This is a genomic window from Pseudomonas sp. LTGT-11-2Z, assembly GCF_003691445.1.
Classification (GTDB): domain Bacteria; phylum Pseudomonadota; class Gammaproteobacteria; order Pseudomonadales; family Pseudomonadaceae; genus Aquipseudomonas; species Aquipseudomonas monteilii.
In genome coordinates this window covers 2,057,133-2,071,205 of record NZ_CP033104.1, presented here as the reverse complement: position 1 = coordinate 2,071,205, position 14,073 = coordinate 2,057,133, and the positions used below count along the sequence as shown (strand labels likewise).

Here is a 14,073-nt window from a genome sequence, read left to right as displayed (position 1 = left end):
ATGAAACATGAAGTCATCGAGAAAAACGTCGGCCTGATGGCCCTGCTGATGGTGTTCGCCGTCAGCATCGGCGGCCTGACCCAGATCGTCCCGCTGTTCTTCCAGGACGTCACCAACAAGCCCGTGGAAGGCATGAAACCCTACACCGCGCTGCAGCTGGAAGGCCGCGATATCTACATCCGTGAAGGCTGCGTGGGCTGCCACTCGCAGATGATCCGCCCGTTCCGCGCCGAAACCGAGCGCTACGGCCACTACTCGGTAGCCGGCGAAAGCGTATGGGACCACCCGTTCCTGTGGGGTTCCAAGCGTACCGGGCCGGACCTGGCCCGTGTCGGTGGCCGCTACTCGGACGACTGGCACCGCGCGCACCTGTACAACCCGCGCAACGTGGTACCGGAGTCGAAGATGCCGTCGTACCCGTGGCTGGTCGCCCAGCAGGTCGACAACAGCCACACCGACACCAAGATGCGCACCCTGCGCACCCTGGGCGTACCGTACTCCGACGCTGACATTGCCGGCGCCCGTGACGCGGTCAAGGGTAAGACCGAGATGGACGCGCTGGTCGCCTACCTGCAGGTGCTCGGCACCGCAATCAAGAACAAGAGGTGAGTGCGATGGAACTGGACATCGGCATGATCCGCGGCCTGGGCACCCTGGTGGTGATGATCGCCTTCATCGGCCTCTCGCTGTGGGTATTCAACCGTCGCCGCGACCGTGATTTCGCCGAAGCGCGCCTGCTGCCCTTCGTCGACGACCGCCTGCCCCCTGCCGGGCAGGAACCTGCTGCAAAAAGGAGTAACGGGCAATGACCACCTTCTGGAGTACGTACATCAGCGTACTGACCATCGGTAGCCTGATTGGCCTGACCTGGCTGCTGCTCGCCACCCGCAAGGGCGAGAGCAAGAACACCACTGACCAGACCATGGGCCACAGCTTCGACGGCATCGAGGAGTACGACAACCCGCTGCCCAAGTGGTGGTTCTGGCTGTTCGTCGGCACCCTGGTGTTCTCGGTCGGCTACCTGATCCTCTACCCGGGCCTGGGCAACTGGAAAGGCATCTTGCCGGGTTATGAAAACGGCTGGACTGGCGCCAACGAATGGCAGAAGGAGATGGACAAGGCCGATGCCCGATTTGGCCCGATCTTCGCCAAGTACGCCGCCATGCCCGTGGAAGAAGTCGCCAAGGACCCGCAAGCGCTGAAAATGGGCGGCCGCCTGTTTGCCTCCAACTGCTCGGTGTGCCATGGCTCGGACGCCAAGGGTGCCTTCGGCTTCCCCAACCTCACCGACAAGGACTGGCGCTGGGGCGGCGATGCAGAAACCATCAAGGCGTCGATCATGAACGGCCGCCATGGTGTGATGCCGGCCTGGGCCGAGGTGATCGGCGAGCAGGGTGTGGCCGATGTGGCCGCGTTTGTGCTGACCAGCATGGACGGCCGCAGCCTGCCGGAAGGCGCCAAGGCCGACCCGGCCAAGGGCAAGGAGATCTTCGCCGGCAACTGCGTGGCCTGCCACGGACCGGAAGGCAAAGGCACTCCCGCCATGGGCGCGCCAGACCTGACCCACCCACAGGCGTTCATCTATGGGTCGAGCTTTGCCCAGCTGCAACAGACCATTCGCTATGGTCGCCAAGGGCAGATGCCGGCGCAGGCCGAGATCCAAGGGAATGACAAAGTGCACCTGCTGGCGGCTTATGTGTATAGCCTGTCGCAAGATGGCGCAGCTGAAACTGTGACTGCCAAGTAATACCTCGGGGCCGCGTTGCGGCCCCAGCTCTCCCCCGCCGTACTCCCTCCCTTGCACCCCCTCCGAACAGAACTAAGCTTGTTGCCTCAGTGGGCTTCGCTCCGAATGGACCGATGCAGACGCGGCGCATAGCCTGTCGCCGTCCCGGTAAAAAGCCTGACCGATCGATCAGAAAAAGATGAAAAACGGTACACATTACAAATATTTATTTGTGTACAATCGTCCGGACCCGATCGCTGCGGGACATCAGCGAACGGGCTCGGACACGGGTCGGCGTACCAAAGTTGCGTTGCGGTAACCCTGATGGTTATCAATACTGGCGCCGATTTTTCGACCAACAAGAACATCAAAACCGTGGAACCTTAGCATGAGCACAGCAATCAGTCCGACTGCTTATAACTATAAGGTCGTCCGCCAGTTCGCCATCATGACGGTGGTCTGGGGGATCCTTGGCATGGGCCTCGGCGTCTTCATCGCCTCGCAGCTGGTATGGCCGCAACTGAACCTCGACCTGCCCTGGACCAGCTTCGGCCGCCTGCGCCCGCTGCACACCAACCTGGTGATCTTCGCCTTCGGGGGCTGTGCGCTGTTCGGCACCAGCTACTACGTGGTGCAGCGCACCTGCCAGACCCGGCTGATCTCCGACAGCATGGCGGCCTTCACCTTCTGGGGTTGGCAGGCGGTGATCGTCGGCGCGCTGATCACCCTGCCGATGGGCTACACCACCACCAAGGAATACGCCGAGCTCGAGTGGCCGCTGGCGATCCTGCTGGCCATCGTCTGGGTGACCTACGGGTTGGTGTTCTTTGGCACCATCGTCAAGCGCAAGACCAAGCACATCTATGTCGGCAACTGGTTCTACGGCGCCTTCATCGTGGTGACCGCGATGCTGCACATCGTCAACCACATCTCGCTGCCGGTGAGCCTGTTCAAGTCGTACTCGGCCTACTCCGGTGCCACCGACGCGATGATCCAGTGGTGGTACGGCCACAACGCCGTGGGCTTCTTCCTCACCACCGGCTTCCTGGGGATGATGTACTACTTCGTGCCCAAGCAGGCCGAGCGACCGATCTACTCGTATCGCCTGTCGATCGTGCACTTCTGGGCGCTGATCACCCTGTACATCTGGGCCGGCCCTCACCACCTGCACTACACCGCCCTGCCTGACTGGGCACAGTCGCTGGGCATGGTGATGTCGATCATCCTGCTGGCGCCAAGCTGGGGCGGCATGATCAACGGCATGATGACCCTGTCGGGCGCCTGGCACAAACTGCGTACCGACCCGATTCTGCGCTTTTTGGTCGTTTCGCTGGCGTTCTACGGCATGTCCACCTTCGAAGGCCCGATGATGGCCATCAAGACCGTGAACTCGCTGTCGCACTACACCGACTGGACCATCGGCCACGTCCACGCCGGCGCCCTCGGCTGGGTAGCCATGATCTCGATCGGTGCCGTGTACCACATGATCCCGAAACTCTACGGCCGCGAGCAGATGCACAGCATCGGCCTGATCAACGCGCACTTCTGGCTCGCCACCATCGGTACCGTGCTGTATATCGCCTCGATGTGGGTCAACGGCATCACCCAAGGCCTGATGTGGCGCGCCATCAACGATGACGGCACCCTCACCTACTCCTTCGTCGAAGCCCTGCAGGCCAGCCACCCTGGCTATATCGTCCGTGCCCTGGGCGGTGCGTTCTTCGCCAGCGGCATGCTGCTGATGGCCTACAACGTGTTCCGTACCGTACGTGCCGCCAACCCGGCACAGGCTGAGGAAGCCGCCAAGATCGTCGTTGTGGGAGCGCACTGATGAAGCATGAAGCCGTCGAGAAGAACATAGGCCTGCTGGCCTTCTTCATGGTCATCGCCGTGAGCGTCGGTGGCCTGACCCAGATCGTCCCGCTGTTTTTCCAGGACGTCACCAACAAACCCGTTGAAGGCATGAAGCCGCGCACCGCGCTGGAAGTTGAAGGCCGCGATATCTACATCCGCGAAGGCTGCGTGGGCTGCCACTCGCAGATGATCCGCCCGTTCCGCGCCGAAACCGAGCGCTACGGCCACTACTCGGTAGCCGGCGAAAGCGTGTGGGACCACCCGTTCCTGTGGGGCTCCAAGCGCACCGGGCCGGACCTGGCCCGCGTGGGTGGCCGCTACTCCGATGACTGGCACCGTGCGCACCTGTACAACCCGCGCAACGTGGTACCGGAATCGAAGATGCCGTCCTACCCGTGGCTGGTCGAGAACAAGCTCGACGGCAAGGACACCGCGAAAAAACTGGAAGTGCTGCGCACACTCGGCACCCCGTACACCGACGCCGACATTGCCGGCGCGCGTGACGCGGTCAAGGGCAAGACCGAAATGGACGCCATCGTCGCGTACCTGCAAGGTCTTGGCACCATCATCAAAAGCAAACGGTGACGCTGATGGATATCGGGATGATTCGCGGCCTGGGCACCGTCGTGGTGATGGTGGCGTTCGTGGGCCTGGCGCTGTGGGTGTTCAACCCACGGCGTAAAAAGGACTTCGACGAAGCGACCCAACTGCCCTTCGCGGATGACCCCGAGGCCACCCGGCACGTCGAGCAAGCAAAAGCTTCTGGGAGCAAACAACAATGACAACCTTCTGGAGTCTGTACGTTACCGTCCTGACCCTGGGCACCATCTTCTCGTTGACCTGGCTGCTGCTGTCCACCCGCAAGGGCCAGCGCGAAGAGGTGACCGACGAAACCGTCGGGCATGCCTTCGATGGCATCGAGGAATATGACAACCCGCTGCCGAAATGGTGGTTCTGGCTGTTCGTCGGCACCATCATCTTCGCCCTTGGCTACCTGGTGCTGTACCCGGGCCTGGGCAACTGGAAAGGCGTGCTGCCGGGCTACTCGTACCTGGACAACGACAAGCAGACCGAGTTTTCCAACGGCCAGCCGGGCTGGACCGGCGTGCATGAGTGGGAAAAGGAAATGGCCAAGGCCGACGCCCGCTTCGGGCCGATCTTCGCCAAGTTCGCCGCCATGCCCATCGAGGACGTGGCCAAGGACCCGCAGGCGCTGAAAATGGGCGCGCGGCTGTTCGCCTCCAACTGCTCGGTGTGCCACGGCTCCGACGCCAAGGGTGCCTTCGGCTTCCCTAACCTCACCGACAACGACTGGCGCTGGGGCGGCGAGCCCGACACCATCAAGACCACCATCATGGGCGGCCGCCACGGCGTGATGCCGGCCTGGGCCGAGGTGATCGGTGATCAGGGCGTGGCCGACGTGGCAGCGTTCGTGGTCAGCAAGCTGGATGGCCGCACCCTGCCGGAAGGCGTCAAGGCCGATGCCGAGAACGGTCAGAAGATCTTCGCCGCCAACTGCGTGGCCTGCCACGGGCCGGAAGGCAAAGGCACACCGGCCATGGGTGCGCCGAACCTGACCCACCCGCAGGCGTTCATCTACGGGTCCAGCTTTGCCCAGCTGCAACAGACCATCCGTTATGGTCGCCAAGGGCAGATGCCTGCGCAGGAACAGTTGCAGGGTAATGACAAGGTGCACTTGCTGGCGGCTTATGTGTATAGCCTGTCGCACCAGGCTGAACCGGCCAAGGCCGAGTAAGGCAGGCCTGGCCTCTTCGCGGGCAAGCCCGCGAAGAGGCCGGTACAGCCAAGCATTTCTTGCAGGCTGATGACCTGGATCAATTGACACCCGCCATAACACGATTCACACCACAAACCCAACGCGACTAAAGGTCGCAGTGCGACCCCATACCGCCATCAGCGGCGTATCATGGGCCGTAGAGCGCTAGCAGATTGCGCGAGACTGCGGCCGGCACGCACTGGCCGCGGCTTTTCTCCACTGCCGTGGGACTTGATGATGAGCAAGCAAATTCCGGTACATGACGTCACCCCGCCTGCCAGCAAAGGGAAGGATTCCGTCGACCTCTACGCCTCCCGGGAAAAGATCTACACCCGCGCCTTCACCGGCCTGTTCCGCCGCCTGCGCATGGTCGGCGGTGCCGTGTTGTTCCTGCTGTACTTCGGCACCGTATGGCTGAACTGGGGTGGTCACCAGGCCGTGTGGTGGAACCTGCCCGAGCGCAAGTTCTACATTTTCGGCGCCACCATCTGGCCACAGGACTTCATCCTGCTGTCGGGCATCCTGATCGTCGCCGCCTTCGGCCTGTTCTTCATCACAGTGTTCGCCGGCCGGGTGTGGTGCGGCTACACCTGCCCGCAAAGCGTGTGGACATGGATTTTCATGTGGTGCGAAAAGGTCACCGAAGGCGACCGCAACCAGCGCATGAAGCTCGACAAAGCCCCCATGAGCGGCAACAAGTTCCTGCGCAAATTCGCCAAGCACAGCCTGTGGCTGCTGATCGGCTTCGTCACTGGCATGACCTTTGTGGGCTACTTCTCGCCCATCCGCGAACTGGTCATCGAGTTCTTCACCGGCCAGGCCGATGGCTGGGCCTACTTCTGGGTCGGGTTCTTCACCCTCGCCACCTACGGCAACGCCGGCTGGCTGCGCGAACAGGTGTGCGTTTACATGTGCCCCTACGCCCGCTTCCAGAGCGTGATGTTCGACAAGGACACGCTGATTGTTTCCTACGACCCGCGCCGCGGCGAAACCCGCGGCCCGCGTAAAAAGGATGCCGACTACAAGGCACAGGGGCTGGGTGACTGCATTGACTGCACCCTGTGCGTCCAGGTCTGCCCTACCGGCATCGACATCCGTGACGGCCTGCAGATCGAGTGCATCGGCTGCGCCGCGTGCATCGACGCCTGTGACAACATCATGGACAAGATGAACTACCCCAAAGGGCTCATCAGCTACACCACCGAACACAACCTGTCCGGGCAGAAGACCCACATGCTGCGCCCGCGCCTGATCGGCTATGCCGTGGTGCTGCTGGTGATGATCATCGGCCTGGCCACCGCCTTCGCCACCCGCTCGCTGGTCGGCTTCGACGTCAGCAAGGACCGCGTGCTGTACCGCGAGAACGCCCAGGGCAGGATCGAGAACGTGTACAGCCTGAAGGTGATGAACAAGGACCAGCGCGACCACGTCTACGTACTGGACGCCGCCGGCCTGCCAGACCTCAAGCTTGAGGGCCAGCGCGAGATCCGCGTGGCTGCCGGTGATATCGTCAGCCTGCCGGTGCAGCTGTCGGTCGCCCCCGAGAAGCTGCCCTCGACCACCAACGAAATCACCTTCATCCTCAAAAGCGCCGACGACAGTGACGCTCAGGTTGAAGCCAAGAGCCGTTTCATCGGCCCACAGATCCGCTAAGAGAGATAACGCACAATGCCTGTCGCCACCGCCGCCAGCCCCTGGTACAAGCACCTCTGGCCCTGGATCATCATCGGCATCCTCACCACCTCCGTGTGCCTGAGCCTGACCATGGTCAGTATCGCCGTGAACAACCCGGACAACCTGGTGAACGACAACTACTACGAGGCCGGCAAGGGCATCAACCGCTCGCTGGACCGCGAACTGCTGGCGCAGCAGCTGGGGCTGAAGGCCAGCGTGCACCTGGACGAGCTCACAGGCGAAGTGGACCTGCGCCTGACCGGCAACAGCGGCCCGCAGAGCCTGGAGCTGAACCTGATTTCGCCTACCCAGCCGGAGAAAGACCGCAGGGTGCTGCTGAGCCGGGTTGAAGCAGGGCGTTATATGGGGCAACTGGAGGACAAGGTGGACGGGCGGCGCTTTGTTGAGCTGCTGGGTAGCGAAGGTGGCCAGGTGTGGCGCTTGTTCGAAGAGGAAAAAGTAGAGCATGGTGTGACCTTGCAGCTGGGTGACGAAGCGCTGCAAGGTGCCGAACACCAATAGCCGCATCACCTTCATACCTGTGGGAGCGGGCTTGTCCCGCGAAGGGGCCAGACCTGCATATGATGTTGCCTGTACCGGCCCATTCGCGGGGCAAGCCCGCTCCCACAGGGTCCGCTCCTGTCAGCCAATGCGTGTTCGCCTTATGACCCAACCCACCCCCTGCTACCACTGCGCCCTGCCCGTCCCCGCTGGCAGCCGCTTCACCGCCGTGGTCCTTGGCCAGCCTCGGCAGTTCTGCTGCCCCGGTTGCCAGGCGGTGGCCGAGTCGATCGTCGCCGGTGGCCTGGAGCACTACTACCAGCACCGCAGCGACAACAGCGCCAACCCCGAAGCCTTGCCCAAACAGCTGCAAGACGAGCTGGCCCTGTACGACCGTAGCGACGTGCAGCAAAGCTTCGTGCGCCACCAGGGCGAGCTGGCCGAAACCACCCTGCTGGTCGAAGGCATCAGCTGCGCCGCCTGCGGCTGGCTGATCGAAAAGCACCTGCGCAACCTGCCCGGCGTCGCCGAAGCCCGCCTGAACCTGTCCAACCACCGCCTGCTGCTGAACTGGGACGACAAGCAACAGCCGCTCTCCCGCCTGCTGGCCGAGCTGCGCCAGATCGGCTACGCCGCCCACCCCTACCAACCCGACCAGGCGGCCGAACAGCTGGCCCGCGAGAACCGTAGCGCCCTGCGCCGCCTGGGCGTGGCCGGGTTGCTGTGGTTCCAGGCGATGATGGCAACCATGGCCACCTGGCCGGAATTCAACATCGACCTGTCGCCTGAACTGCACACCATCCTGCGCTGGGTGGCGCTGTTTCTCACCATCCCCATCGTGTTCTACAGCTGCGCGCCGTTCTTCAAAGGCGCAGCACGCGACCTGCGCACCCGCCACCTGACCATGGACGTTTCGGTGTCGCTGGCCATTGGCCTGGCCTTCGGCGCCGGCATCTGGACCGCCATCACCGGCAGTGGCGAGCTGTATTTCGACACCGTGGGTATGTTCGCCTTGTTCCTGCTCACCGGCCGCTACCTGGAGCGCCGCGCCCGCGAACGCACTGCCGCCGCCACCGCGCAACTGGTCAACCTGCTGCCAGCCTCATGCCTGCGCCTCGACGCCATCGGCCGCAGCGAACGCATCCTGCTCAGCGAACTGCAGTGTGGTGACACGGTGCAAGTACTGCCGGGCGCCGTGATCCCCGCCGACGGGCGCATTGTCGAAGGCCGCTCCAGTGTGGATGAATCGCTGCTGACCGGCGAATACCTGCCACAACCGCGCCGGGTGGGCGAACGGGTCACCGGCGGTACGCTGAACGTCGAAAGCACGCTGAACGTGGAGATTGAAGCATTGGGCCACGATTCGCGGCTGTCGGCCATCGTGCGCCTGCTGGAACGTGCGCAAACCGAAAAACCACGCCTGGCCGAAATCGCCGACCGGGCCTCGCAGTGGTTCCTGCTGTTCTCGTTGCTGGCCGCCGTGGCCATCGGCCTATGGTGGTGGTACCTGGACCCTGCGCGGGCGTTCTGGATCGTGCTGGCGATGCTGGTAGCCACCTGCCCTTGCGCGCTGTCCCTGGCCACGCCAACGGCGCTGACCGCCGCCACCGGCACCCTGCACAAGCTCGGCCTGCTGGTCACCCGTGGCCATGTGCTGGAAGGCCTGAACCAGATCGACACGGTGATTTTCGACAAGACCGGCACACTGACCGAAGGCCGCCTAACCCTGCGCAGCATCCGCCCACTCGGCAGCCTGCCCGCCGACCGCTGCCTGGCCTTGGCAGCCGCGCTGGAAAACCGCTCCGAACACCCCATCGCCCGCGCCTTTGGCCGTACCGCCACACCCGCGGATGATGTGCAGACCGTTCCCGGCCTGGGCCTGGAAGGCCTGGTGGACGGCCAGCGCCTGCGCATTGGCCAGGCCACCTTCGTCTGTGCCCTGAGCGGCGCGCAGATCCCCGGCGTGCCGGAACCGCGTGGCCAGTGGTTGCTGCTGGGTGACCGCCAGGGGCCGCTGGCCTGGTTCGGCCTGGACGACCGCCTGCGCGACGATGCCCCAGCCCTGCTCGCCGCCTGCAAGGCCCGTGGCTGGCGTACGCTGCTGCTGTCGGGCGACAGCTCGCCGATGGTCGCCGAAGTGGCCGCGCAGCTGGGTATCGACCAGGCCATTGGCGGCCTGCGCCCGGACGACAAGCTGGACCGGCTGAAAGCGTTGCAGGCAGCCGGAAGCAAGGTGCTGATGCTGGGTGACGGGGTCAACGACGTGCCAGTGCTGGCCGCCGCCGATATCAGCATCGCCATGGGCAGTGCCACGGATCTTGCCAAGACCAGCGCCGATGCCGTGCTGCTGTCCAACCGCCTTCAGGCACTGGTGCAGGCCTTCGACCTGGCCCGCCGCACCCGCCGCAATATCCTCGAAAACCTGCTGTGGGCGTCGCTGTATAATGGCCTGATGTTGCCGTTTGCCGCGCTCGGCTGGATTACCCCGGTGTGGGCCGCCATCGGCATGTCGGTCAGCTCGCTGATCGTGGTGCTCAATGCCCTGCGCCTGACCCGCATGCCCCCGGCAGCAGCCTTGCCGAAAACCGAAGCACCCCTGCCCGGGAGGAAGTCGCCATGCCCGCCCTCTATGTCATGATCCCCGCCGCTTTGCTGCTGGTCGGCGTGGCCGTGTACATCTTCTTCTGGGCGGTGGACAGCGGCCAGTACGACGACCTAGAAGGCCCCGCCCATAGCATCCTCTTCGACGACCAGGACCCGCGCCACCAGGCGGCGGTAAAGCCTGAAGACGCGCAGGCCGACACCGACAAGGAACCACCACCCCGTGCCTGACCTGCTTCCCCTGCTGGGCTCGGCACTGGTTCTTGGCCTGCTTGGCGGCGGCCATTGCCTGGGTATGTGCGGCGGCCTGATGGGCGCGCTGACCCTGGCCATCCCGCCCGAACAGCGTGGCCGGCGCTTGCGCCTGCTGCTGGCGTACAACCTCGGGCGCATTACCAGCTATGCCTGTGCCGGCCTGTTGCTGGGCCTGGCCGGCTGGGCCGTGGCCAGCAGCCCGGCAGCACTGGCACTGCGGGTGCTGGCGGCACTGCTGCTGATTGCCATGGGCCTGTACCTGGCCGGCTGGTGGAGCGGGCTGACCCGCATCGAAGCGCTGGGCCGGGGCCTGTGGCGGCACATCCAGCCGGTCGCTTCGCGCTTGCTGCCGGTATCCAGCCTGCCCCGGGCATTATTGCTGGGCGCGCTGTGGGGGTGGCTGCCGTGCGGGTTGGTGTACAGCACCCTGTTGTGGGCGGCAAGCCAAGGCAACGCCGGGTATAGCGCGGCGTTGATGCTGGCGTTCGGGGTGGGGACCTGGCCAGTGCTGCTGGCTACCGGGTTGGCGGCGGAGCGGGTAAACGCTTTGTTGAGACGGCGCAGTGTGCGGATGGCTGGCGGGGTGTTGGTGATGCTGTTTGGGGTGTGGACCCTGCCCGGGCCGCACCAGCATTGGCTGATGGGGCATTGATGGAGCTGCTTTGACGCCCCAATGCCCTTGATACAAATCAACACAGTTTCCTACAGACGGCCATAGACTCCGGTGCACTGCTGCTCTTTCCGGGGACCGCCCTCATGCTCGACGACCTACGTTGGGATACCGACCTGATCCGCCGCTACGATCTGGCCGGACCACGCTACACCTCTTACCCGACCGCCGTGCAACTGCACAGCGAGGTGGGCTCGTTCGACCTGCTCCATGCCCTGCGCGAGAGCCGTCGAGCCGTGCGCCCGCTGTCGCTGTACGTGCATGTGCCGTTCTGCGCCAACATCTGCTACTACTGCGCTTGCAACAAGGTCATCACCAAGGACCGCGCCCGCGCTGCGCCCTATTTGCAGCGCCTGGAGCAGGAAATCCAGCTGATCGCCTGCCACCTGGCCCCTAAACAACGTGTTGAACAGCTGCATTTTGGCGGCGGCACGCCGACCTTTCTCAGCCATGTGGAACTGCGCCAGCTGATGGCCACCCTGCGCCAGCACTTCCACCTGCTGGACGACGATTCTGGCGACTATGGCATCGAAATCGACCCCCGCGAAGCCGACTGGTCGACCATGGGCCTGCTGCGCGAGCTGGGTTTCAACCGCGTCAGCCTGGGCGTGCAGGACCTTGATCCGGCCGTGCAGCGTGCGGTCAACCGCCTGCAAAGCCTTGAGCAAACCCGTACCTTGATCGAAGCTGCACGCACGTTGCAGTTCCGCTCGATCAACCTCGACCTGATCTACGGCCTGCCCAAGCAAACCCCGGAAGGCTTTGCCCGCACCGTCGAAGAGGTGATCCGCTTGCAGCCCGACCGGCTGTCGGTGTTCAACTACGCCCACCTGCCCGAGCGCTTCATGCCGCAGCGGCGTATCGACAACAACGACCTGCCCAGCGCGGCGGCCAAGCTGGAGATGCTGCACGCCACCATCGACCAACTGACCGCCGCCGGTTACCGCTACATCGGCATGGACCACTTCGCCCTGCCCGACGACGAGCTGGCCATTGCCCAGGAAGAAGGCACCCTGCAGCGCAACTTCCAGGGCTACACCACCCACGGGCATTGCGACCTGATTGGCCTGGGCGTGTCGGCCATCAGCCAGATCGGCGACCTGTACTGCCAGAACAGCAGCGACCTCAACACCTACCAGGACAGCCTGTCCAACGCACAGCTGGCCACCCAGCGCGGCCTGCTGTGCAACCACGACGACCGAGTGCGGCGTGCGGTGATCCAGCAACTGATTTGCCATTTCGAGCTGGATTTCGAGCCGATCGAGCAGGCCTTCACCCTTGATTTTCGCGGTTACTTCAATGACCTCTGGCCCGAGCTGCTGACCTTGCAGCGCGACGGCCTGATCAGCCTGGACGACAAAGGCATCCGCATCTTGCCGGCGGGCCGCTTGCTGGCACGCTCGGTGTGCATGGTGTTCGACGCCTACCTGGCCATGCAAAACCGCCAGCGCTTCTCGCGGGTGATCTGAAAACCGAGGCGTTCAACCGCATGGACAAGTTTCCTTGCCGGGCACACTATGGGCGCACAAAGACTCCCGGCAGGGCACCTGCCGGGGTTTCGCCAGTGCGCACCAAAAACGCGCACACTGGCCTACACCCTGCGTCGTAGGTTACCCTTACGACTTATGTGTGCTTTCCCACAAGGATCGATTCAAATGTCCGAGCCAGTCAAACTGCGCCCACACAACCAGGCCCACTGCAAGGACTGCAGCCTGGCCCCCCTGTGCCTGCCTCTTTCGCTGAACCTGGAAGACATGGATGCACTGGATGAAATCGTCAAACGCGGCCGTCCGCTGAAAAAAGGCGAGTTTCTGTTCCGCCAGGGTGACAATTTCGGCTCGGTCTACGCGGTACGTTCCGGCGCCCTGAAAACTTTCAGCCTCAGCGACAGCGGCGAAGAGCAGATTACCGGCTTCCACCTGCCCAGCGAGCTGGTCGGGCTGTCGGGCATGGACACCGAGGCCTACCCGGTATCGGCGCAGGCTCAGGAAACCACTTCCGTGTGCGAGATTCCCTTCGAGCGCCTCGACGAGCTGTCGGTACAGCTGCCGCAGCTACGCCGCCAGCTGATGCGGGTCATGAGCCGTGAAATCCGCGACGACCAGCAAATGATGCTGCTGCTGTCGAAAAAAACCGCTGACGAGCGCATTGCCACCTTCCTGGTCAACCTGTCGGCGCGCTTCCGCGCCCGCGGCTATTCGGCCAACCAGTTCCGCCTGAGCATGTCGCGCAACGAAATCGGTAATTATCTGGGACTGGCGGTGGAAACCGTTTCGCGGGTGTTCACCCGGTTCCAGCAGAATGGCCTGATCCGCGCCGAAGGCAAGGAAGTGCACATTCTCGACCCAATCCAGCTGTGTGCGCTGGCCGGCGGTGCAATCGAGGCCTGAGGTCAGCGTTTAGCGGGTATACTTGGGCATTCGTTTTCCCAGGATACCCGCAACAATGCACAGCGACACCTTCGACCTCAAAGCCCTCATCCGCCCGGTAGTGGACTTCCCCAAGCCAGGCGTGATCTTCCGCGACATTACCCCGCTGTTCCAGTCGCCGCGCGGGCTGCGCTATGTGGCCGACCAGTTCATCGAGCGCTATGTCGAGGCCGAGTTCAGCCACATTGGTGCCATGGATGCGCGGGGCTTTCTGATTGGTTCGATCATCGCCCACCAGCTGAACAAGCCGCTGATCCTGTTCCGCAAGCAAGGCAAACTGCCGGCTGACGTGCTGAGCGAGGGCTACCAGACCGAGTACGGCGAGGCCTTCCTGGAAGTGCACGCCGACAGCCTGTGCGAAGGTGATTCGGTGCTGATCTTCGATGACTTGATCGCCACGGGCGGTACCTTGCTGGCGGCGGCCAACCTGGTACGTCGTACCGGGGCGCAGGTGTTCGAGGCGGCGGCAATCATTGACCTGCCAGAGCTGGACGGGTCACGCCGGCTGCAGGCGGCGGGTGTGCCTACCTTCTGCCTGACCGAGTTTTCCCTCAGCGAATACTGAGTCGGTTTTTGGGGCTGCTTC

General features: G+C 63.6%; 15 protein-coding genes. All 15 read left to right on the top strand.

Annotated elements, in window-relative coordinates; all coding sequences use genetic code 11:
* Positions 1–609: a cytochrome-c oxidase, cbb3-type subunit II gene (gene ccoO, locus D8767_RS09785; RefSeq protein ID WP_063977297.1), complete on the top strand. Its 609-nt coding sequence runs from the start codon at positions 1–3 to the stop codon at positions 607–609.
* A 5-nt stretch (positions 610–614) separates the two neighbouring features.
* Positions 615–809, top strand: a complete 195-nt coding sequence (locus D8767_RS09780; RefSeq protein ID WP_016711696.1) for a cbb3-type cytochrome c oxidase subunit 3 — start codon at positions 615–617, stop codon at positions 807–809.
* Positions 806–1,747 carry a cytochrome-c oxidase, cbb3-type subunit III gene (gene ccoP, locus D8767_RS09775; protein ID WP_028699380.1) on the top strand — a complete coding sequence of 314 codons (942 nt, stop codon included), beginning with the start codon at positions 806–808 and terminating at the stop codon, positions 1,745–1,747. Before D8767_RS09780 ends, ccoP (D8767_RS09775) begins: the two co-directional genes overlap by 4 nt.
* Before the next feature lie 367 nt (positions 1,748–2,114).
* Positions 2,115–3,557 (top strand): cytochrome-c oxidase, cbb3-type subunit I, encoded by a 1,443-nt coding sequence (gene ccoN / locus D8767_RS09765; protein WP_003254284.1) that lies wholly within the window; start codon positions 2,115–2,117, stop codon positions 3,555–3,557.
* Positions 3,557–4,165: a cytochrome-c oxidase, cbb3-type subunit II gene (ccoO, locus tag D8767_RS09760; protein ID WP_016488340.1), complete on the top strand. Its 609-nt coding sequence runs from the start codon at positions 3,557–3,559 to the stop codon at positions 4,163–4,165. The genes ccoN and ccoO (D8767_RS09760) overlap by 1 nt, the downstream gene beginning before the upstream one ends.
* 5 nt (positions 4,166–4,170) lie before the next feature.
* Positions 4,171–4,362 carry a CcoQ/FixQ family Cbb3-type cytochrome c oxidase assembly chaperone gene (locus tag D8767_RS09755; RefSeq protein ID WP_003254287.1) on the top strand — a complete coding sequence of 64 codons (192 nt, stop codon included), beginning with the start codon at positions 4,171–4,173 and terminating at the stop codon, positions 4,360–4,362.
* Positions 4,359–5,336: a cytochrome-c oxidase, cbb3-type subunit III gene (gene ccoP, locus D8767_RS09750; protein ID WP_016711702.1), complete on the top strand. Its 978-nt coding sequence runs from the start codon at positions 4,359–4,361 to the stop codon at positions 5,334–5,336. The genes D8767_RS09755 and ccoP (D8767_RS09750) overlap by 4 nt, the downstream gene beginning before the upstream one ends.
* Before the next feature lie 258 nt (positions 5,337–5,594).
* Positions 5,595–7,010, top strand: a complete 1,416-nt coding sequence (ccoG, locus tag D8767_RS09745; protein ID WP_025754789.1) for a cytochrome c oxidase accessory protein CcoG — start codon at positions 5,595–5,597, stop codon at positions 7,008–7,010.
* Between the two features lie 15 nt (positions 7,011–7,025).
* A complete protein-coding gene (locus tag D8767_RS09740; protein WP_016711704.1) occupies positions 7,026–7,553 on the top strand; it encodes a FixH family protein in 528 nt (175 codons plus the stop codon).
* 142 nt (positions 7,554–7,695) lie between these two features.
* Complete coding sequence (locus D8767_RS09735) at positions 7,696–10,170, top strand: heavy metal translocating P-type ATPase (protein ID WP_016711705.1); 2,475 nt, start codon at positions 7,696–7,698, stop codon at positions 10,168–10,170.
* Positions 10,149–10,364, top strand: coding sequence for a cbb3-type cytochrome oxidase assembly protein CcoS (gene ccoS / locus D8767_RS09730; RefSeq protein WP_016711706.1), 216 nt, complete (start codon positions 10,149–10,151; stop codon positions 10,362–10,364). The genes D8767_RS09735 and ccoS overlap by 22 nt, the downstream gene beginning before the upstream one ends.
* Entirely contained in the window at positions 10,357–11,040 is a 684-nt protein-coding gene (locus tag D8767_RS09725; RefSeq protein WP_016711707.1) for a sulfite exporter TauE/SafE family protein, read from the top strand. Before ccoS ends, D8767_RS09725 begins: the two co-directional genes overlap by 8 nt.
* Before the next feature lie 104 nt (positions 11,041–11,144).
* Positions 11,145–12,527, top strand: a complete 1,383-nt coding sequence (gene hemN / locus D8767_RS09720) for an oxygen-independent coproporphyrinogen III oxidase (protein WP_016711708.1) — start codon at positions 11,145–11,147, stop codon at positions 12,525–12,527.
* A gap of 186 nt (positions 12,528–12,713) precedes the next feature.
* Positions 12,714–13,448, top strand: coding sequence for a Crp/Fnr family transcriptional regulator FnrA (gene fnrA / locus D8767_RS09715; RefSeq protein WP_016711709.1), 735 nt, complete (start codon positions 12,714–12,716; stop codon positions 13,446–13,448).
* Between the two features lie 55 nt (positions 13,449–13,503).
* Positions 13,504–14,052 (top strand): adenine phosphoribosyltransferase, encoded by a 549-nt coding sequence (locus tag D8767_RS09710; protein WP_016711710.1) that lies wholly within the window; start codon positions 13,504–13,506, stop codon positions 14,050–14,052.
* Positions 14,053–14,073: the final 21 nt, after the last annotated feature.